This is a genomic window from Pseudomonas sp. 22515 (assembly GCF_052044625.1).
Taxonomy (GTDB): Bacteria; Pseudomonadota; Gammaproteobacteria; order Pseudomonadales; family Pseudomonadaceae; genus Aquipseudomonas; species Aquipseudomonas alloputida.
The window spans coordinates 193,744-213,894 of record NZ_JBQENN010000001.1 but is presented as its reverse complement, the minus strand read 5'-3'; the positions used below and the strand labels follow the sequence as shown (position 1 = coordinate 213,894).

General features: G+C 61.4%; 19 protein-coding genes and 1 riboswitch. Of the genes, 11 read left to right on the top strand and 8 right to left on the bottom strand.

Annotated features, from left to right (window positions below; genetic code table 11):
* Window positions 1-96: 96 nt before the first annotated feature.
* Window positions 97-555, bottom strand: a complete 459-nt coding sequence (locus ACTJJN_RS00925; protein WP_012053899.1) for a c-type cytochrome — start codon at window positions 553-555, stop codon at window positions 97-99.
* Between the two features lie 119 nt (window positions 556-674).
* Here ACTJJN_RS00925 and mltA point away from each other — a divergent pair, with 119 nt between their 5' ends.
* Complete coding sequence (mltA, locus tag ACTJJN_RS00920; protein ID WP_004576621.1) at window positions 675-1,826, top strand: murein transglycosylase A; 1,152 nt, start codon at window positions 675-677, stop codon at window positions 1,824-1,826.
* A gap of 50 nt (window positions 1,827-1,876) precedes the next feature.
* Here the strand turns inward: mltA and ACTJJN_RS00915 are convergent, their stop codons facing one another.
* Window positions 1,877-2,263: an MAPEG family protein gene (locus tag ACTJJN_RS00915; RefSeq protein WP_003249368.1), complete on the bottom strand. Its 387-nt coding sequence runs from the start codon at window positions 2,261-2,263 to the stop codon at window positions 1,877-1,879.
* Between the two features lie 28 nt (window positions 2,264-2,291).
* The gene (locus ACTJJN_RS00910; RefSeq protein ID WP_003249366.1) at window positions 2,292-3,125 is read right to left on the bottom strand and encodes an EamA family transporter; all 834 of its coding nucleotides are present in this window, start codon (window positions 3,123-3,125) and stop codon (window positions 2,292-2,294) included.
* 282 nt (window positions 3,126-3,407) lie between these two features.
* Here ACTJJN_RS00910 and ACTJJN_RS00905 point away from each other — a divergent pair, with 282 nt between their 5' ends.
* Window positions 3,408-4,643, top strand: a complete 1,236-nt coding sequence (locus ACTJJN_RS00905; protein ID WP_012053901.1) for a cation:proton antiporter — start codon at window positions 3,408-3,410, stop codon at window positions 4,641-4,643.
* Window positions 4,644-4,755: 112 nt separating this feature from the next.
* On the opposite strand, the gene ACTJJN_RS00900 is transcribed toward ACTJJN_RS00905, so the two are convergent.
* A complete protein-coding gene (locus tag ACTJJN_RS00900; protein WP_003249362.1) occupies window positions 4,756-5,157 on the bottom strand; it encodes an acyl-CoA thioesterase in 402 nt (133 codons plus the stop codon).
* Window positions 5,158-5,335: 178 nt separating this feature from the next.
* A riboswitch (S-adenosyl-L-homocysteine riboswitch) is annotated at window positions 5,336-5,432 on the top strand.
* Between the two features lie 20 nt (window positions 5,433-5,452).
* Between ACTJJN_RS00900 and ahcY the strand changes: the two genes are divergently transcribed.
* From ahcY to ACTJJN_RS00875, 5 genes are all read left to right on the top strand, one after another.
* Window positions 5,453-6,862, top strand: a complete 1,410-nt coding sequence (gene ahcY, locus ACTJJN_RS00895) for an adenosylhomocysteinase (RefSeq protein WP_440780746.1) — start codon at window positions 5,453-5,455, stop codon at window positions 6,860-6,862.
* 166 nt (window positions 6,863-7,028) lie between these two features.
* The gene (metF, locus tag ACTJJN_RS00890; RefSeq protein WP_003249357.1) at window positions 7,029-7,874 is read left to right on the top strand and encodes a methylenetetrahydrofolate reductase [NAD(P)H]; all 846 of its coding nucleotides are present in this window, start codon (window positions 7,029-7,031) and stop codon (window positions 7,872-7,874) included.
* A 93-nt stretch (window positions 7,875-7,967) separates the two neighbouring features.
* The gene (locus ACTJJN_RS00885; protein ID WP_012053903.1) at window positions 7,968-9,044 is read left to right on the top strand and encodes a hypothetical protein; all 1,077 of its coding nucleotides are present in this window, start codon (window positions 7,968-7,970) and stop codon (window positions 9,042-9,044) included.
* A 169-nt stretch (window positions 9,045-9,213) separates the two neighbouring features.
* Window positions 9,214-10,002, top strand: a complete 789-nt coding sequence (locus ACTJJN_RS00880) for a substrate-binding periplasmic protein (RefSeq protein ID WP_014754660.1) — start codon at window positions 9,214-9,216, stop codon at window positions 10,000-10,002.
* Between the two features lie 218 nt (window positions 10,003-10,220).
* Complete coding sequence (locus ACTJJN_RS00875) at window positions 10,221-12,104, top strand: DEAD/DEAH box helicase (RefSeq protein ID WP_012053905.1); 1,884 nt, start codon at window positions 10,221-10,223, stop codon at window positions 12,102-12,104.
* Window positions 12,105-12,244: 140 nt separating this feature from the next.
* Here ACTJJN_RS00875 and ACTJJN_RS00870 read toward each other — a convergent pair whose 3' ends face one another.
* The 3 genes from ACTJJN_RS00870 to ACTJJN_RS00860 all read right to left on the bottom strand — a co-directional run bounded on the left by ACTJJN_RS00870 (window position 12,245) and on the right by ACTJJN_RS00860 (window position 15,466).
* Window positions 12,245-12,823, bottom strand: coding sequence for a YceI family protein (locus ACTJJN_RS00870; protein ID WP_003249350.1), 579 nt, complete (start codon window positions 12,821-12,823; stop codon window positions 12,245-12,247).
* 32 nt (window positions 12,824-12,855) lie between these two features.
* On the bottom strand, window positions 12,856-13,407 hold the full coding sequence (locus tag ACTJJN_RS00865) for a cytochrome b (RefSeq protein ID WP_012053906.1): 552 nt from the start codon (window positions 13,405-13,407) through the stop codon (window positions 12,856-12,858).
* A 199-nt stretch (window positions 13,408-13,606) separates the two neighbouring features.
* Window positions 13,607-15,466 (bottom strand): flavin monoamine oxidase family protein, encoded by a 1,860-nt coding sequence (locus ACTJJN_RS00860; protein WP_012053907.1) that lies wholly within the window; start codon window positions 15,464-15,466, stop codon window positions 13,607-13,609.
* Window positions 15,467-15,675: 209 nt separating this feature from the next.
* Here ACTJJN_RS00860 and ACTJJN_RS00855 point away from each other — a divergent pair, with 209 nt between their 5' ends.
* The 4 genes from ACTJJN_RS00855 (at window position 15,676) to ACTJJN_RS00840 (ending at window position 19,373) form a co-directional block, all read left to right on the top strand.
* Window positions 15,676-16,167 (top strand): hypothetical protein, encoded by a 492-nt coding sequence (locus tag ACTJJN_RS00855; protein WP_003249344.1) that lies wholly within the window; start codon window positions 15,676-15,678, stop codon window positions 16,165-16,167.
* Between the two features lie 79 nt (window positions 16,168-16,246).
* On the top strand, window positions 16,247-17,653 hold the full coding sequence (locus ACTJJN_RS00850; protein WP_324736828.1) for an adenosylmethionine--8-amino-7-oxononanoate transaminase: 1,407 nt from the start codon (window positions 16,247-16,249) through the stop codon (window positions 17,651-17,653).
* Between the two features lie 102 nt (window positions 17,654-17,755).
* Window positions 17,756-18,475 (top strand): 16S rRNA (uracil(1498)-N(3))-methyltransferase, encoded by a 720-nt coding sequence (locus ACTJJN_RS00845; protein ID WP_324736827.1) that lies wholly within the window; start codon window positions 17,756-17,758, stop codon window positions 18,473-18,475.
* A 199-nt stretch (window positions 18,476-18,674) separates the two neighbouring features.
* Window positions 18,675-19,373 (top strand): hypothetical protein, encoded by a 699-nt coding sequence (locus ACTJJN_RS00840; RefSeq protein ID WP_324736826.1) that lies wholly within the window; start codon window positions 18,675-18,677, stop codon window positions 19,371-19,373.
* A 78-nt stretch (window positions 19,374-19,451) separates the two neighbouring features.
* Here the strand turns inward: ACTJJN_RS00840 and trhA are convergent, their stop codons facing one another.
* On the bottom strand, window positions 19,452-20,069 hold the full coding sequence (gene trhA, locus ACTJJN_RS00835; protein WP_324736825.1) for a PAQR family membrane homeostasis protein TrhA: 618 nt from the start codon (window positions 20,067-20,069) through the stop codon (window positions 19,452-19,454).
* Between the last annotated feature and the right edge of the window lie 82 nt (window positions 20,070-20,151).

The following is a 20,151-nucleotide window of genomic DNA, read 5'->3' as shown; positions in this document are numbered from 1 at the left end:
AAATACTGGGGCCGCTGAGCGGCCCTATCGCGACACAAGGCCGCTCCCACAGGAATTTGTACAAGCCCCGAAGGTTTGCGCGAACAGCACAGCCATTCAATGATTACGAAATTCGTTATGACAGGCCTTGCACGCAGACTCGACCTTGTCCATCGGCGCCTTCAGTTGCGCAGCATCCAGTGGCTGATTGCGGGTGACATCGACCAGTTCGCCGGTGACGCCCTCAAGCTGCCGGGCCAGGTCATGGAACCGCGCCTGGCGCTCCCACACTTCGGCGCGGGCGGCGCTGTCACCACCATCGCGCACCTGTGGAAAATGCTGCCACGGCTGATGCGACAGGCTGTCCAGCTTCAGCGCACCGTCGGCAAACTTCACCCCGTCGAACGGCAACCGGCCACGCAGCATGCCACCCAGGTCTTCGCTGGTCTTGAGCATGTCCTTGAAGATCACCTTGCGTTTACCCAGCGGCGAGTTCGGGTCAACCCGGTCACACCCCGTCAAAGCCCCTACCAGGGCAAGTGCAGCCAGCAGAACAACGGTCAATCGCTTCAACATCACGCTCACTTCGGCCTACGCAAATGGGCGGCCAGTATCGCTGCCACTGGGCCAAACACCAATAGCCACATAAAAGACAGGGGCGAACCTTCATGTTCGCTCATGACAGGAATGCACACATGAAATCTGCCCTGCGCCACCTGGCCTGGACACTGCCGGTGCTGGCTTTGCTGGCCGGCTGCAACGGCGGCGAGAGCGCCAAGCCCGAGCCCCACGCTGTCGCCACCTATGCCCCGGCCACTTGGAAAGACTTGCCGGCCGTCAGCGATGAAGACCTGCTGGCCGGCTTTTATGCATGGCGCAACGGCTGCGAAAAACTCAAGCGCGACCCGGTGTGGGCCGCCACCTGCGAAGCGGCCGGCAGCGCCACAGCCAGCGCCGCCCAAGTGCGAACCTTCCTTGAACAGAACCTGCAGGTGTACGGCCTGCGCTCTGCAGAAAACAATGCCAACGGCCTGATTACCGGCTACTACGAGCCGGTCTACCCTGGCAGCCTGAGCCAATCGGCAACCAACCATGTGGCGGTCTACGGCATCCCTGATGACATGATCGTGGTCGACCTGGCCAGCGTGTACCCCGAACTGAAGGGCAAACGCCTGCGCGGCCGTCTGGAGGGTCGGGTGCTCAAGCCCTATGACACGGCCGAGGTCATCAACCGTAACGGCGTCCAGGCACCGGTGCTGGCCTGGCTGACCGACCCGATGGACCTGCAGTTCCTGCAGATCCAGGGTTCTGGCCGGGTGCAACTGGAAGACGGTCGTCAACTGCGCCTGGGCTACGCCGACCAGAACGGCCACCCCTATCGGCCGATCGGCCGCTGGCTGGTGGAGCAGGGTCAGCTGAAAAAAGAAGACGTGAGCATGGGCGCCATTCACGCCTGGGCCCAGGCCAACCCGCAGCGCGTACCAGAGCTGCTGGCCAGCAACCCCAGCTATGTATTCTTCAGCACCCGCCCGGACAGCAACGAAGGCCCGCGAGGCTCGCTGAACGTACCGCTTACCGCCGGCTACAGCGTGGCCATCGACCGCAAGGTGATTCCCCTGGGCAGCTTGTTGTGGCTGTCTACCACACGCCCGGACGGCTCGCCGGTGGTACGACCGGTTGGCGCGCAAGACACCGGCGGGGCGATTACCGGCGAAGTGCGCGCTGACCTATTCTGGGGCACAGGGCCAGAAGCCGGCGAACTGGCCGGGAACATGAAGCAGCAAGGGCAGATCTGGATGCTGTGGCCCAAGGGCCAGCCACTGCCTGAGGTGCCCAAGGTACCTTGACCGTTGCTGCCTTCTTCGCGGGAGCTGCCCGCGAAGAAGGCCACTCGGTTTCAGATGGAAACCACGAAGAACGACACGATAAGTGCCAAGCCGGCAAGCCACACCAGCGACCGCAAGGCAGCCCAGTCGGCCAGGTAGCAGATGATGTAAAGCAAGCGGCTGGTGATATACATCACCCCCAGTACATCCTGGGTCACCTGCTCGGCATTGCCGACGATATCCGCCACAAGCACCGCCGCAGCAAATGCCGGAAACGCTTCGTAGCCATTCTGCTGCGCAGCATGGGCACGCCGTGGCAGGCCCGACAAGGTATCGAGGAAGGCTCGCGGATCGTGATTGTCCTTGAGGCCGAAGCGGCCACTGCTCGCCTTGGCGATCAAGGCACAAAGCGGGTTCAACAGCAGGGCAATCAGGATGCACCACAGGGCAACAGTCATGGACAGGACTCCTTGTTCAGTCTTCAGGTCAAAGCTTCATTACCAGCATGCCGGCCAATACCAGCCCGCAAGCTAGGAGTCTCGGCCCGCCAAAAGGTTCTTTGAGGTAGCGCATACCCAGCAGCACCACCAGGATCACGCTCAATTCCCGCAGTGCCGCCGCTTCGGCCACAGACCCCAGGTGCATGGCCCACAGCACCAGGGCATAGCTGAACAATACGCAGAACCCTACCGCCAACCCAAGGCGCCATTGGGTTCGCCAGAACAGTACGAATGGCGCCCGCCGCGCTACGCTCGCCAACAACGGGAATTGCCAGGCGCTGAGCAGGGTCAGCCAGACCAGGTAATCCCACGGTTTGCCCCACAGGCGCACGGCCTGGCCGTCGAACCAGGTGTAGCAACCAATGCACAGGCCAATCAAGGCAACCACCGGCAGCATCGACCATGGTAGCCGGTCACCGCCGCCGCCCTGCCACAACAGACAGGCCATGCCACAGGGGATCAACAGGATACCGATGATCTGCTGCTGGCTCAGCGATTCCCCGGCAAAGGCCAGGGTCAGCCCCAGCACCACCAACGGTGACAGCCCGCGCATCAGAGGATAGACCAGCCCCAGGTCGCCCACGCGGTAGGCCTGGATCAGCAAATAACGGTACAACTGCTCAGCCAGTGCCGAAGCAACCAACCAAGGCCAGATTTCAGCAGGCGGAACATCCACGAAGGGCACCGCCAGCACCGCGAAGGCCAGCGCCACCGTGTCCATGCTGGCGATGACCAGCAAGCGCTCGCCGCTGAATTTGATCAGGGTATTCCAGGTTGCATGCAGCAGGGCGGCAACCAGCACCAGAGATGTTGCCAACACGCCTTCTTGTCCTTATGGCTTTTCATGGCTGTGAATATATAGCGTTCAGGGGGGCTTTGTGGGAGCGGGCATGCCCGCGAAGAATGCAACTCGGTGTATGGCACCGGCTTTGCCGGTGTTCGCGGGCACGCCCGCTCCCACAGGGTAACCAGTGCAGACTGTCACGGGAACGATTTGGACTAATTCGGTCAAACCCTGTGCCCCGAACCCCGTGCCAGGTCATCAAAGAACTGCCCGAGTCACTCGGGTAACGACTTGGAAGCCACTGTTACAGGATTCGGGATGCTTGAATTAGTTGCCGCGTTTATCTGCCTCACCACACTTCTGACCTATGTGAACTACCGTTTCATCGGCCTGCCCCCCGCCATCGGCGTGATGGTCACGGCGCTGCTGTTTTCCCTGATGTTGCAGGGCCTGAGCCTTATCGGCTTCCCTGGCCTGGAAGAACGCGTCGAAGGGCTGATGAACCAGATCGACTTCAACGACCTGCTCATGCACTGGATGTTGGCGTTCCTGCTGTTTGCCGGCGCCCTGCACGTCAACCTCAGCGACCTGCGCAGCTATCGCTGGCCGATCGGCCTGCTGGCCACCTTGGGCGTGCTGATCGCCACCGTGGTCATCGGCTACCTGGCGCATTGGGTGTTTGCCCTGTTCGGCTGGCAGGTCCCCCTGATCTACTGCCTGCTGTTCGGTGCACTGATCTCACCAACCGACCCGATTGCCGTGCTTGGCGCGCTGCGTACTGCCAATGCGCCCAAACCGCTTAAAACCACCATCGTCGGCGAGTCACTGTTCAACGACGGCACGGCAGTCGTGGTATTCACCGTGTTGCTGGGCATCATCCAGCTGGGTGAAACACCGAGCATGACCGACACGGCGATCCTGTTCGCCCGCGAGGCCATTGGCGGCGTGGTGTTCGGTGGCCTGATCGGCTACGCCACCTACCGGATGATCAAGAGTGTCGAGCAGTACCAGGTGGAAGTCATGCTGACCCTGGCGTTGGTAATCGGTGGTTCGGCGATGTGCTACGAACTGCATGTGTCGGCACCGATCGCCATGGTGGTGGCAGGCCTGATCATCGGCAACCTGGGGCGCAACCTGGCGATGAATGACATGACCCGCCGTTACATGGACGGTTTCTGGGAGCTGATCGACGACATGCTCAATGCGCTGCTGTTCGCATTGATCGGCCTGGAGCTGTTGCTGCTGCCGTTCAACTGGATGCACCTGGCGGCCGGCGGCGTGCTGGCGCTGGCAGTGCTGCTGTCGCGCCTGCTGACGGTGGCCCCGGCGATCGTGCTGCTGCGGCGCTGGCGCCCGGTGCCCAAAGGCACGGTGCGGGTGCTGACCTGGGGTGGCCTGCGCGGTGGTGTGTCGGTGGCACTTGCACTGTCGCTACCGCTGGGCGAGGAACGGGACCTGCTGCTGTCGATCACCTACATCGTGGTGTTGTCGTCGATTCTGGTGCAGGGGTTGAGCATTGGGCGGGTGGTGCGCAAGGTCAGCGCCCAGCCTTGAGAATGCCGGGGCCGCTTTGCGGCCCATTCGCGGGTAAACCCGCTCCTACAGGTTCGCGTACCCCTGTAGGAGCGGGTTCACCCGCGAAGAGGCCGGCACAGGCAACCAGAATCTATTCGACTGCCGAATCCGGGAACTGGTCCTGCACATACTTGATCTCGGTGCGCCCATGGGCTGCCGGCAAGCCATCCTCACCCAGGTTGACGAACACCATCTTGTCGACAGTCAGAATGCTCTTGCGGGTGATCTTGTTACGCACTTCGCACTTGAGGGTGATCGAGGTGCGGCCGAACGCGGTAGCGGTGATGCCCAGCTCGATGATGTCACCCTGACGCGAAGCACTGACGAAGTTGATTTCCGACATGTACTTGGTCACCACACGCTGGTTGCCCAGCTGGACGATGGCGTAGATCGCCGCCTCTTCATCGATCCAGCGCAACAGGCTGCCACCGAACAGGGTGCCATTGGGGTTGAGGTCTTCGGGTTTAACCCACTTGCGGGTGTGAAAGTTCATCTGTACTCCTGACCTGCTTGGCTAACGTGTAGCAATGATGGCAGAGCGGCTGCCTTCGCTCCATTGAACATCGACTATCGTCGCGATTAATCGACGGAAAACCTTGGGCAAGCCGGCGGGGGCAGCTATAATCTGCGCCGTTTTACATGGTTGCCCACAGCGGTGCCATGCCCGCCACCTGTCCGAGGGGCGCTGCAGCAGGCTAGGCCTGTCAGGCTCGGATGGGGCGTTGCTCGCTCCCGCGAGCGCTTAACGCACAACGGCGCCCATTCGCACATTACGAATGGAGGCTCTCATGAGCGCTGCAAACATGCCTGCTGGTTTTACCGATTACAAAGTCGCCGACATCTCCCTGGCCGCCTGGGGCCGTAGCGAAACCATCATTGCCGAATCGGAAATGCCTGCGCTGATGGGCCTGCGTCGCAAGTACCTGGCCGAGCAACCGCTCAAGGGTGCGAAGATCCTGGGCTGCATCCACATGACCATCCAGACCGCCGTGCTGATCGAAACCCTGGTTGCCCTGGGTGCCGAAGTGCGCTGGTCGTCCTGCAACATCTTCTCGACTCAAGACCAGGCCGCCGCCTCGATCGCCGCCGCCGGTATCCCGGTATTTGCTTGGAAAGGTGAAACCGAAGAAGAGTACGAGTGGTGCCTGGAGCAGACCATCCTGAAAGATGGCCAGCCATGGGACGCCAACATGATCCTCGACGACGGTGGTGACCTGACCGAACTGCTGCACAAGAAGTACCCGCAGGTACTGGACCGTGTGCACGGCGTGACCGAAGAGACCACCACCGGCGTACACCGCCTGCTGGACATGCTGGCCAAGGGCGAGCTGAAAGTCCCGGCGATCAACGTCAACGACTCGGTCACCAAGAGCAAGAACGACAACAAGTACGGCTGCCGTCACAGCCTGAACGATGCCATCAAGCGTGGTACCGACCACCTGCTGTCGGGCAAGCAGGCCCTGGTGATCGGCTACGGTGACGTGGGCAAGGGCTCGGCCCAGTCCCTGCGTCAGGAAGGCATGATCGTCAAGGTCTCCGAAGTTGATCCAATCTGCGCCATGCAGGCCTGCATGGACGGCTTCGAGCTGGTCTCGCCGTTCATCGACGGTATCAACGACGGCACCGAAGCCAGCATCGACAAGGCTCTGCTGGGCAAGATCGACCTGATCGTGACCACCACCGGTAACGTCAACGTCTGCGACGCCAACATGCTCAAGGCCCTGAAAAAGCGTGCCGTAGTCTGCAACATCGGCCACTTCGACAACGAGATCGACACCGCCTTCATGCGCAAGAACTGGGCCTGGGAAGAGGTCAAGCCGCAGGTTCACAAGGTCCACCGTACCGGCGCTGGCAGCTTCGACCCGCAGAACGACGACTACCTGATCCTGCTGGCCGAAGGCCGCCTAGTCAACCTGGGCAACGCCACTGGCCACCCAAGCCGCATCATGGACGGCTCGTTCGCCAACCAGGTTCTGGCACAGATCTTCCTGTTCGAGCAGAAGTTCGCTGACCTGCCGGCCGAAAAGAAAGCCGAGCGCCTGACCGTTGAAGTGCTGCCGAAGAAACTCGACGAAGAAGTGGCCCTGGAAATGGTCCGCGGCTTCGGCGGCGTGGTCACCCAGCTGACCAAACAGCAAGCCGACTACATCGGCGTGACCGTCGAAGGCCCGTTCAAGCCGCACGCCTACCGCTACTAAGCGGCAAGCTTGAAGCTGCAAGTGGCAAGCAAAGGCATACCGTGCCGTTGCCACTTGCAGCTCCAGAAACACAGATCTTGAACGACGCCCAAGCCAGACCGGCCATCACCGATCTGGCTTTTACTTGCAGCTTGCCGTTAGACGCTTGTTGCCAGAGGAACGCCTGATGTCACAAGAACGCCGCTACAGTTTCGAGTTCTTCCCAACCAAGACCGACGCCGGTCACGAAAAGCTGATGGGCGTCGCCCGCCAGCTGGCCACCTATAACCCGGACTTCTTCTCCTGCACCTACGGTGCCGGTGGCTCGACCCGCGACCGCACGCTCAATACCGTGCTGCAGCTGGAAAGCGAAGTGAAGATACCTGCCGCGCCGCACCTGTCGTGCGTGGGCGACACCAAGGCCGAGTTGCGCGCCCTGCTGGCCGAGTACAAGGCCGCCGGCATCAAACGCATTGTCGCTTTGCGTGGTGACCTGCCGTCGGGCATGGGCATGGCCAGTGGTGAACTGCGCTATGCCAGTGACCTGGTCGAGTTCATCCGCCAGGAAACCGCTGATCACTTCCACCTGGAAGTGGCTGCCTACCCGGAAATGCACCCGCAGGCGCGCAACTTCGAGGCGGATCTGGCCAACTTTGTGCACAAGGTCAAGGCCGGTGCCGACAGCGCCATCACCCAGTACTTCTTCAACGCCGACAGCTACTTCTACTTCGTCGAGCGTGCACAGAAGCTGGGCGTGGACATTCCGGTGGTACCGGGCATCATGCCGATCACCAACTACAGCAAGCTGGCCCGCTTCTCCGATGCCTGTGGCGCCGAGATCCCGCGCTGGATCCGCAAGCAGCTGGAAGCCTATGCCGACGACACCGCCAGCATCCAGGCCTTTGGCGAAGAAGTGATTACCCGCATGTGCGAACAGCTGTTGCAAGGCGGCGCGCCGGGCCTGCACTTCTATACCTTGAACCAGGCTGAACCGAGCCTGGCGATCTGGAACAACCTGAAGCTGCCGCGCTGAAATCTTTTGGCAAAGTCTGCTTAAGAAATGATTAAGGCTTTGGTCATAGACTAAAGCCTTATTCATTTTCGGGTTAAACAGGTCTTGCCTGCCATGCAGCACACCCAACCTTCGCGCCCACAGCTTGTATACCTGGCTTTTGGCCCGGCAACCTACCATCAGGAAGCCTGCTTCAGCATCGTCAGCGCCCTCGCCCAGTTGGGCAGCGCAGCCGGCGAGGCCATGGACATCCAGGTTTACACCGACAATGCGCAGCCCTACGCCAAGCTGCCCGTCACCGTCCACCTGCTGGACGAGGCCACGCGCCAGGCATGGAATGCCCCGCACGGTTATCACTTTCGCAGCAAGCATGTGCTGTTGCGCCAGGTACTGCAGCAACACCCGCTGGCAGTGCTGATCGACACAGACACCTTCTTCCGCACTTCGCCGTTGCACCTGTTCGCCCGTGTAGCGCCCAACCGCCTGCTGTGCAACGCTATCGGCACACGCTACGGCGCTAACCAGAAGTGCCTGTTGTACAAGAACCTGCTGACCCTTCTCGAGTCCCGGGGACTGGCCGACTGCCAGATGCCGCTCATCAATTCCGGCGTTATCGGCCTCACTGCCGAGGACTGCGGCACCCTGGACCGCTCCATCGCCATGATGGACGAATTCTACCCCTTGGCTCGCGAGGCCTATACCCTTGAGGAGTTCTGCCTGGCAGTAGCGGCCTACCGCAACCTGGAGCTGGCCGAGTGTACCGATGTCATCCATCACTACTGGAGCCGGAAGGCGCAGTTCCGCGCCAAGATCCAGGCCTGGCTGCGCAAGCACGACCACGACCCACTCAGCCCCTCGGCCCTGGCCGACGTTGCGCGGGTCAACGACCAACTGCCGCGGCCACCCACCCTCCACCGTTTGGGTTACAAGGCGCTGAGCCTGACCCTGCCCAGCCACGAGCGCCAGTTCGCCCGCGAATTGCTCTATGGCTGCTACCCCTACCCCAATGAGTTTGACCGCGCCTGCGCGTCCGCCTGGTGGGACAAGGCCCTGGAAAACCTCAATGACCGCTACGGCTACATGGAGCCCGAGCGGCTGCGTCAGTGCCTGCGCCATCCGGGGCTACGGCTATCGCTGGGCGAGCGGCGCAAGGATATCGAGGCGCATCTGCTGCGAACCACTCACGCCTGATGTGCCCGCAAAATTCATTGTCTTGCGCGGCTTTATGGGAGCGGGCGCGCCCGCGAAGAGAGCAACCCGATCGTTGGCACCGGCTTCGCCGGTGTTCGCGGGCACGCCCGCTCCTACATCGATCGTGCATGCCTTTACCGTACACCGGCCGAGCGCGTAATCTCCGGCCATGCCACATATCGCCCGTCTGTTCTGGATCCTCCTGCTCGTTTGCCTGAGCCCGTTGGCTCTGGGCGAACGCTTGCGCCTGGTAACCGACGACTGGGCACCTTATGTGTTTCAGCACAACGGCCAACCGCGCGGCATCGACTACGAAGTCGCCAGCCAGGTCTTCGCACGCCTCGGCGTCGAGGTGGAGTGGCAATTCCTGCCTTGGAAGCGCTGCTTGGCGATGGCTGAGCAGGGCCTTGCCGATGGCATTCTCGACATTTTCCAGACGGACGCGCGCCAACCCTACATGGTGTACGGCTCCGAACCCATGTCGGAGGTCGAATTCGTCCTGTTCCAAAGCCGCACGCGCCGCCATGCCGTCACCCACCTGGACGACCTCGCCGGCCTCACCGTCGGCACATCGCCCGGCTACGCCTACGGTCAAGCGTTCACCGAGGCCCCGCACTTCAAGCGCGAAGCCGCACCCACCCACGAAGCCAACTTCGGCAAGCTGGTGCTGGGGCGTATCGACCTGGCGATCACCGACCGCAGGGTCGGGCATTACCTGCTCCGCCAGCTCGGCCTGCAACAGCAAGTCGAAGAACTGCCGCTGGTAGTCAGCCGCCAGGCGCAGTATTTGGGCCTGGTGCGCAAGCCTGGGCGCGAGGCACTGGCCGTGGCCTTTGCCGAAGAGCTGCAGCGGTTCAAGCAGGAACCGGCCTACGCAGCGATCAGCAACCGCTATACAAGCGACACTGGAAACATTCTCAACGCCGTTGAGCAGCAGGAAAGCAGCACAGCGCGATAGCTCTGTTATACTCGGGCCTTCCCGCCCGGCTCACGCCCGGACGCTCGGCCTCGCAACAGGCATCCCGATCGGCACCGACGCCCCTTCGCGTCCAGCCTCCGTTTCCCGGATGTGCAGTGAAAGCCCAGCTGGACCGGACGCGATCGCATTTCACCGATGCCCGTCGCGCCAGGCAGAACATCCCAACGGGCCCAGCCCACACGAGAACAGGATCGCCCATGTCCTTTGCTTCCCTCGGTCTCTCCGAGGCTCTTGTCCGCGCTATCGAGGCTGCGGGCTACACCCAGCCGACCCCCGTGCAACAGCGGGCCATTCCCGCCGTGTTGCAAGGCCGCGACCTGATGGTTGCCGCACAGACAGGTACGGGTAAAACCGGCGGCTTCGCCCTGCCGATTCTCGAGCGCCTGTTCCCGGCCGGCCATCCCGACAAATCGCAGCGCCATGGCCCGCGCCAGCCTCGCGTCCTGGTCCTGACACCGACCCGCGAACTGGCAGCCCAGGTGCATGACAGTTTCAAAGTCTATGCCCGTGACCTGCCACTGGTCAGCGCCTGCATCTTCGGCGGCGTTGGCATGAACCCGCAGATCCAGGCCATTGCCAAAGGCGTTGATGTGCTGGTCGCCTGCCCAGGCCGCCTGCTCGACCTGGCCGGCCAAGGCAAGGTCGACCTGGCCCACGTGGAAATCCTGGTACTTGATGAAGCCGATCGCATGCTCGACATGGGCTTCATCCACGACGTCAAGAAGGTGCTCGCCCGCCTGCCGGCCAAGCGGCAGAACCTGCTTTTCTCGGCCACCTTCTCCAAGGACATCACCGACCTCGCCGACAAGCTCCTGCACAACCCGGAGCGTATCGAGGTCACCCCGCCGAACACCACCGTCGAGCGTATCGAGCAGCGGGTGTACCGGCTGCCTGCCAGCCACAAGCGTGCCCTGCTGGCGCACCTGATCACCTTGGGCGCCTGGGAACAGGTGTTGGTGTTCACCCGAACCAAGCACGGTGCCAACCGCCTGGCCGAGTATCTGGAAAAGCAAGGCCTGACCGCCGCCGCGATCCACGGCAACAAGAGCCAGAACGCCCGCACCAAGGCTTTGGCCGACTTCAAGGCCAACAGCGTGCGCGTACTGGTCGCCACCGACATCGCTGCCCGCGGCCTGGACATCGACCAGTTGCCCCACGTTGTCAACTTCGAGCTGCCGAATGTCGAGGAAGACTACGTCCACCGCATTGGCCGTACCGGCCGTGCCGGTCGTTCGGGCGAAGCTATTTCCCTGGTCGCACCAGATGAAGAAAAGCTGCTCAAGAGCATCGAGCGGGTGACCAAGCAGCGCATCGCGGATGGCGACCTGATGGGCTTCGACGCCAGCCAGGTCGAAGCCGAGAAGCCTGAAACACGCGAGCGCCCGCAAAACAACGGCCGCGGAGGCCGCAACCAGCAAGCCCGCGGCGAAGGTGCCAAAGACAGCAACGGCGGCCGCAAGGACAAAGGCAAGGACAAAGGCAAAGCCAGGCAGCAAGCTGCGGCCAAGCCGGACGACAAGGAAAAGAGCGGCGACAAGCAGCAGCAGCCGCGCAAGCCGCGTGACAAGAAACCACGCCCACAGCAGGCCAGCAATAACGGCGTGCCGAAACCGCCAGCAGACCGCGACCCGGAAGAGTTCCTGGACGACGAAGTCGATAACTTCGGTAACCGCGCCGACTATGTCAGTCCGTACCAGGGCAAGAACCAGGGCCGCAACCGTCGCCCAGGTGGTGCTGGCCAAGGTCAGGGGCAAGGCAATGGTCAACGCAGCAACGCTGGCGGCCAAGGCCAAGCCCGCAATGGCGGCCAGCCACGCAGTGGTGGCGGAGAAAAACGCCCGCCCCGCGCCAACAACGGTGGCGGTGCCCGTCGTGATGGCGGCGGTGGCCGTGGTCGCCCTGCGCGTGACGATGCTGCCCGGCAAGAGCCGGCCGTGCGCAACCCGCGTCAGCCGGAAAAACAGCCAGTGATCATTCGCAAGGAGTCCAAACTGGACCGCTTCCCGACGCCTGAGCAACTGGATGACCTGCCAAGCCGCCCACGCGGTGAGCGCCCGGCGCTGCTGACCCGCAAGGGCTGATAGAAGTACCGAGGGGGCTGCTTGGCAGCCCTATCACGACACAAGGCCGCTCCTGCAGAGATCAAGAAATTCTCTGCGGGAGCGGCCTTGTGTCGTGATAGGGCCGCAAAGCGGCCCTCTCGGTCTTCAGCCAGCAGAAATCACTTCTGCTTCACACCTTCAACACTGATATCCAGGTCCAGGGTCTGCGAAGTAGCGCCCGGGCCTTTGATGCCGAAGTCGTTCAGGTTCAGCGTTGTGGTGGCGTTGAAGCCTGCGCGCTCACCACCCCATGGGTCCTTGCCTTCACCGTTGAAGGTAGCTTTGAACGTCACCGGTTTGGTGACACCGTGCATGGTCAGGTCGCCAGTCACGTCAGCCGTCTTGTCGCCAGTCGACTTGACGCTGGTGGAAACGAATTTGGCGTCCGGGTACTTCTTCACGTCGAGGAAGTCGGCGCTGGCGATGTGCTTGTCACGCTCGGCGTGATTCGACCACAGGCTGGCAGTTTTCAAGTCGACGCTAATCTTGCTGGCTTCAGGCTTGGCACTGTCCCAGCTGAAGTTGCCGTCGAAATCCTTGAAAGTACCGTGGATGAAGCTGTAGCCCAGGTGGCTGATTTTCCAGTCAACGAACGCGTGCTGGCCTTCCTTGTCGATCTTGTACTCGGCAGCCATGGCCTGGCCAGCAGAGAGCAGAGCGGTACCGAGCGCCAGAGCGGCAAAAGTCTTTTTCAACATCCTGTTCCTTCCTGTGTAATTGAGGTTGAGAGTCAAGCTTTGCGGCCCAGCATGCGAGTCAGGGTCGCGTCACGGTCGATGAAATGATGCTTGAGCGCGGCAAGGGCATGCAGCACGGCAAAAATCACCAGCCCCCAAGCCAGCCACAAATGAACCACACCCGCCACATCTGCCTGGTCAGGCAGGTCGCTGATCAGTGCCGGCACTTCGAACAGGCCGAACACCGGAATGCCGACGCCGTCGGCGGTGGAAATCAGGTAACCGGCAACCATCACCGCAAACAGCCCAAGGTACAGGGCCAGGTGGCCCAGCTTGGCCGCCAGGCGTGTGATTGCGCCGTGGTTGGTGGGTGCCGGTGGTGGCGGGCTGATGAAACGCCAGACTACCCGCAGCAGCATCACCGCCAGCAGCACCAGGCCGATGCTCTTGTGCAGGTCCGGGCCAGCTTTGCGCCAAGGGCTGTAGTAGTCGAGGCCGACCATCCACAGGCCCAGGCCGAACAGGCCGAAAACTGCCAGCGCCACGCCCCAGTGCAGGATGATGCTGACCACGCCGTAGCGAGAAGGTGAATTGCGCAGTTGCATGTTGCGTGTTTCCCCGTGAAAGCTATGCACAGACTAACGCGTAACGTATCGAAGAAAAGCGGAAAAAATTGCTTTGGATTATCGAGTAATCCGATATTTATTCTGTTAGCTGACCATTAAGAAAACATTAACGATAGTCGGAGAGTTCGGGTTGCAGTGTCGGCCCTCAGGCTGCGAACAGGCCGACACTGTCGATCGATCAGCCCGCCTTGGCCTGGGTATTGGTTACAGCCTTCTTCGCAGGCTCCGACTTGGCTGTCGCCTTCTTCGTCTCGGCAGGCTTGTGGGCTGGCTTGTGCGCGGGCGCATGCTTGGCGGGAGCGGCTTTGGTTGCCGCAGGCTTGGCAGCCGTTTCCTTGGCCACAGGCGCAGGCGCTGCAGGAGCCGGAGCCGCCTGTGGAGCGGGCGCAGGTGCAGGCGCCACTTCCTCAGCCTTGGCAATTGGCTCAGCCTTCGCCTCTGGCGTTTGCGCCCCGCCAAACAGGCGCTTGAAGAAGCCTGGCTTGTCCTGCTTGGCCTCTTCGGCCTGCTTAGGCTCAGCTTTGGCCGGCGCCTTGTCAGCTTTGTCGCCCTTGTCGGACGAACCGCCGAACATATTGGAGAAGAATCCGCCCTTGCTCTCCTTGGCGGCCACCGCACCTGCCGCCGCCGCAACCGGCAGCGCCTTGGCCGGGTCGAACGACTTGCCGGCCAACAGGTCCTGTGCCTGGCTGGCCGCACGCTGGCCACTGCGCAGGGCGCCTTCCAGAGTGCCCGGATACAGGGCATCCGTGTGCTCACCGGCAAAGGTCATGCGCTGCACCGGACGTTCCCACAGGCGCCAGTATTTGCTGATCTGCCCCGGACCGTAGGCCAGGTAGGCACCACCCGTGCCAGCGTCCGCGCTGTATCGCTTGACCTCGTAACCGGTGAAAGCACCACGGGCCTGTGGGTAGAACGCATGCAGACGGATCAACACCTGGTCGACCATCTGCTTTTCACCAAACGCCTGCAGCAGGCGAGCGTTATCGCCGGACAGGTTGATCACCACATTGGCACCACCCTTGAGCGCCGGTTCGACCCACAGCATGCCGAGGCCGGCGTTACTGAAGATTTCGCCCGACATGCGTGCGCGGCTTTCCCATACGGGTTTCTTGAACTTGAGCATGATCTGGTCGCGCCAACCATAGTTGGTGCCCTTGAGCGCCGCCAGGTGTTGGCTGTCCAGGCCAGGGGTCATCTGAATCTTGGCCAGCGCGCGCAGGGGCACAGCCATGACCAGATAATCCGCCTTGTAGCCGACGCTGCCGACTTTTACCGTGACACCATCCTTGTCCTGGACAATGGCGGTAACCGGCGAGCTGGTCTTGATGGTTTTCAACTGCTTGACGAAAGCCTGGGCCAGCACCGGGCTGCCACCGGGCAGGCGCGCGGCGCGCAGGTCGCGGTCGCTGACGCCGCGGTACACGCGGTTCTGCTGGGCGAAGTACAGCAGCGACAGGCGCGACGGTTCATCGTAGCGGGTGCGGATCTGCTGATTGATCAACTGACGGGCGGTGGCCGGCAGTTGCAGTTTGTCCAGCCAGGTGGAGACGTTGATCTGGTCAAGGGCGAACAGCGTGCTGGTTGCCTGCGGGTTCAGCGGGTCATCGATCGAACGGGCCAGGTCATCAAGGGTTTTCTCGTAACGCTTGAGCGCCTCGGCAGTGGCCGGTTGCTTGGTGGCCAGATCGCTGGCGCTGAAGTATTCGCCGTCAATCAAGTAACCCGGGGTACGCACGAACTCGGGCGCCGGCAGTGTTTCAAGCTTGAAACGGTCGAGGTACTGGTTGAGCACCGGCTGTGCCTTGGCGTTGCCGATCCACTCGCTGGTGGCCAGGCCCGAACGCCCGCCCATGCCCGCCTTGGCCTCCAGCAGGGTCACCTGCCAGCCTTTGTTCTGCAGCTCGTAGGCTGCCGTCAGGCCTGCCAGGCCACCCCCCACTACAATCGCCGTGGGCGTCTTGTCTTTTGCCAGCGCAGCGCCGCTGGACACACCAATCAATACCAACGCGCACAGGCGCACCCAAGCAGCAGCCATGTCGGCGAACTCCGAGTCAGAGGTTACAGAAACGGGGAGAGGCAGGAATGCCCCGGGAAGATGCGTTAAGAATACGTCAGGTCCGGTCACCCTGCCAGCGCAGTGACATCAAGTCCTTTTGGCAACTGACATTTTTGCCAGTAGCCATGTCACAGGGTGGTAGACGAAGCTGGCGAAGATGGCCAAAAGCCCGCCAGGGGGGGCTGCGCATGATCTTCGAGGAGCGTTTCAACCAAGTGGAGCGGCAGCTTCTGTTACACAGGCAGACACTTCGCACAGCCTCAGGCCTGAGCTTCCACGCCAGCAGCACGTCCTGGATCGGCTTTCACGAAGCCTTCAAGGGCGAGGACGGTACCGAGCTGGTCATTGGTGAACACAGCGAAATTTCGATTGCGTTCGCTCAAGAGGTCGAGTCCCTGCGGCTGGAATACTACGTAGTCAGCGACTTTCTGAGCGAAGACCTGCACATGTTGTTCGATGCCGAGAACATCGACTATGACCTGGTTGCGCCATCCCCTCGCATTTTTTACTGGCTCACCCTCGAAGGTAGCGGCTTCCGGGACGCTCGCCCGGGCCCGATCGCTACACACCCCTACTACCAGGTGATTGACGGCCCCTTTCGGCGCCTGACCATCTCCACCTCGCACGCCGGCACCGTGCATATCCGCAAGCTGGAATGGACCGGCACCCACCGCCATTGAACGGCAGCGGTTGTTCTGCCCTGCGGCATTGCTTAGGCTTACGCGGTCGAACCACGCCGCAAAGCCAGGAGAAGTGCCCATGGGCCTCAATGATCAGTGGATGCAACGCGACCTCAAGGTCCTGTGGCACCCCTGTACCCAGATGAAAGACCACGAGCAGCTGCCGCTGATCCCGATCAAGCGCGGCGAAGGCGTGTGGCTGGAAGACTTCGAGGGCAAACGCTATCTGGATGCGGTGAGCAGTTGGTGGGTCAACGTCTTCGGCCATGCCAACCCGCGCATCAACCAGCGCATCAAGGACCAGGTCGACCAGCTCGAGCACGTGATCCTGGCCGGTTTCAGTCATCAGCCAGTGATCGAGCTGTCCGAGCGCCTGGTCGCCATGACCCCGGCCGGTCTCGACCGGGTGTTCTATGCCGACAATGGCTCGTCGTGCATCGAGGTGGCGCTGAAGATGAGCTTCCACTACTGGCAGAACATCGGCAAACCGGACAAGAAGCGCTTCGTCACCCTGACCAACAGCTACCATGGCGAAACCATTGCCGCCATGTCGGTGGGTGATGTGCCGCTGTTCACCGAAACCTACAAGGCGCTGCTGCTCGACACCCTCAAGGTGCCAAGCCCTGACTGCTACCTGCGCCCCGAGGGCATGAGCTGGGAAGAGCACTCGCGCAACATGTTCCAGGCCATGGAGCAGACCCTGGCCGAACACCACACCTCGATCAGCGCCGTGATCGTCGAGCCGCTGATACAGGGTGCCGGTGGCATGCGCATGTACCACCCGGTGTACCTCAAGTTGTTGCGCGAGGCCTGTGACCGCTACGACGTGCATCTGATCCATGACGAGATCGCCGTGGGCTTCGGCCGCACCGGCACGATGTTCGCCTGCGAGCAAGCCGGCATCCGCCCGGATTTCCTGTGCCTGTCCAAGGCCCTGACCGGCGGCTACCTGCCGCTGGCCGCCTGCCTGACCACCGACAAGGTGTACCAGGCGTTCTACGACGACTACCCGACACTGCGCGCGTTCCTGCACTCGCACAGCTACACCGGCAACCCGCTGGCGTGCGCTGCAGCGCTGGCGACCCTGGATATCTTCGAGCAGGACAACGTGATCGAGGCCAACAAGGCCCTGGCCACGCGCATGGCCACAGCCATTGCGCACCTGGCCGATCATGCTCACGTTGCCGAAATCCGCCAGACCGGCATGGCCTTGGCCATCGAGATGGTCAAGGACAAAGCTGGCAAGGTGGCCTACCCCTGGCAGGAGCGACGTGGCCTGAAGGTGTTCGAACACGCCCTGACCCGCGGCGCCCTGCTACGGCCGTTGGGCAGCGTGGTGTACTTCCTGCCGCCGTACGTGATCACCCCGGAGCAGATCGACTTCCTTGCAGAAGTTGCCAGCGAAGGCATCGACATCGCCACCCGCGACAGCGTCAGTGTTGCCGTGCCGGCCAACTTCCACCCCGACTTCCGCGACCCGGGCTAGGCCCGGCAATTCGCCACACCACTTTTCCTGTGGGAGCGGGCGTGCNNNNGGCACGCCCGCTCCCACAGGGGATCTGCGTCTCTCTATTTACCGAGCAAACCCATGAGACTGTCCCGCTTCTTCATCGACGCCCCCCTGAGCCTTGGCGAGCACGACCTGCCCGAAGCCCAGGCCCACTACATCGGCCGCGTACTGCGCATGGCCCCCGGCGACGCCGTGCAGCTGTTCGACGGCAGCGGCCAGGAATACCTCGGCCAATTGCTTGAAGTGGGCAAGAAAACCGTACGCGTCAGCCTCGACCGGGCCCTCGCCGGCCAGGCCGATTCACCGTTGCACGTGCACCTCGGTCAGGGCCTGTCCCGTGGCGAGCGCATGGATTGGGCGATTCAGAAGGCCACCGAATTGGGCGCCAACGAAATCACCCCGATCGTCAGCGAGCGCTGCGAAGTGCGCCTGAAGGACGAGCGTGCCGACAAACGCCTGGCCCACTGGCGCCAGGTAGCAATCAGCGCCTGTGAGCAGTGCGGCCGTTCGACCTTGCCAATGATCCACCCCCCCGTGCCCCTGGCGGAGTGGATCAAAAGCAGCGATGCCGACCTCAAACTGGTGCTGCACCCGGTTGCCGAGCCGCTGACCAGCCATGACAAGCCGGCACGCCTAGCCTTTCTCATCGGCCCCGAAGGCGGCCTGAGCGATGCCGAGATCGAGCAGGCCAAGGGCGCCGGCTTCCACGCCGCCCGCCTTGGCCCGCGCGTACTGCGCACAGAAACCGCGCCTGTTGTCGCACTGTCTGTGGCACAGCAACTATGGGGTGACATATAGCTCGCCAGTGACTTCCCCAAAGCTGCCTGGAATCTTATATAAATGAGTTGCTGCGCTCAGATACATATGACTGGAGTCGTTCCTGGCATCGCACGCAGGTCGTCCACTTTTAGGCTGGAGACCTGATATTTTTGTCAGGTGGCAGACCAGTCTTTCAGGTTTATACTCCTATCACACCCATTGACAGGAGGCATGCAGCATGAAGTTTATATTTCCACTATTCCTTACCGCTTTGATCACAGGGGTAATTACACCAGCACTGGCATTGGAGCAGAAAAACCATATCATTCGACACCTTGGTGGAGCATGCGGCACATCGAATACTAACATATACGATTGCGCCACAGGGCTCACCTGCCAAAATGGCACATGTGATTTAGCGAGCAACCTTACGGCCGAACAAAAAAAATGCAAGGCATACATGGCATCTCTGGGATATGACCAAAGTAACAGTTTGAACTATCCGGCCATACATGGCGGTTACTGCTATATTGATAGAGACACACCAGGAATGTATGCAGCCGTCCTTGCATCCAAGCCAGGCTGGGACGAAGGATATGAAAGCTACATGATCGCACGATTTAAGGTCCTAGCCCCTGACGCCACAGAGCGCGAACTTGATTCTTTTAAAGAAATGGCACATTCCAAAAGTTTGGACACAAGTCTTCTTGAGGCACTTTTCAAGGCGCACCCAAGAGAAGATTTGAAAACGCTTAAAAAATTTGTATATGGAAAACTCAGCATTGCAATTCCTGACGGTTCTCTTGAAGAAATTCCATTCATAACCGACTATTATGACTACCAGCATGCAAAAGAAGGGAAATATAAAGCCTCAGATGCCGCCGTCATTTGCAATGCCCACCCAAAAAGTTGCATCTCAAATGATAAGTTAAATTAACAGACCGAAAGTGCGACATTTTTTTGCGAATACTCAAACTGCAACCTTGCCAGCCCGACGCTCTCAGTCAGCAATACGCTAACGTACGTAAAGCGACACCGCCACAAAGTGCATCAGGCTGCCCACGATCACGAACAGGTGCCAGATACCATGTGCGTGACGCAGGCGGCTGTCTAGGGCAAAGAAGATGATGCCCACGGTGTAGAACACCCCGCCGGCTACCAACCAGGCGAAGCCGGCGGTGCCGAGACTGTGCAGCAGCGGCTTGACTGCCACCAGCACGATCCAGCCCATCACCGCGTAGATGATGATCGAGAGGATGCGCGCCTCGGAGCGCGGCTTGATTTCCTGGAGCATACCTAGCACCGCCAGCCCCCAGACCACGCCGAACAGGCTCCATCCCCACGGGCCGCGCAGGCTGACCAGGCAAAACGGCGTGTAGCTGCCGGCAATCAGCAGATAGATCGACAGGTGGTCGAGCTTGCGCATGATCACTTTCGCCCGCCCACGGGTGCTGTGGTACAGGGTGGAGATGCTGTACAGCAACAGCAGCGTGCCGCCGTAGATGGAGAAGCTGACGATCTTCCACGGGTCGCCTTGCAGGCCCGCGGCCACGATCAGCCAGATGGCACCAATAGCAGCGAGGACGGCACCGACCAGGTGGGTCCAGGCGTTGAAGCGTTCACCGTAATACATGCAAACACAGACCTCCTGAGGTGGGCAGGGTTCCTGTTGTGATGCTGATGGCTTCGTTCTTTGTGGGAGCGGCCTTGTGTCG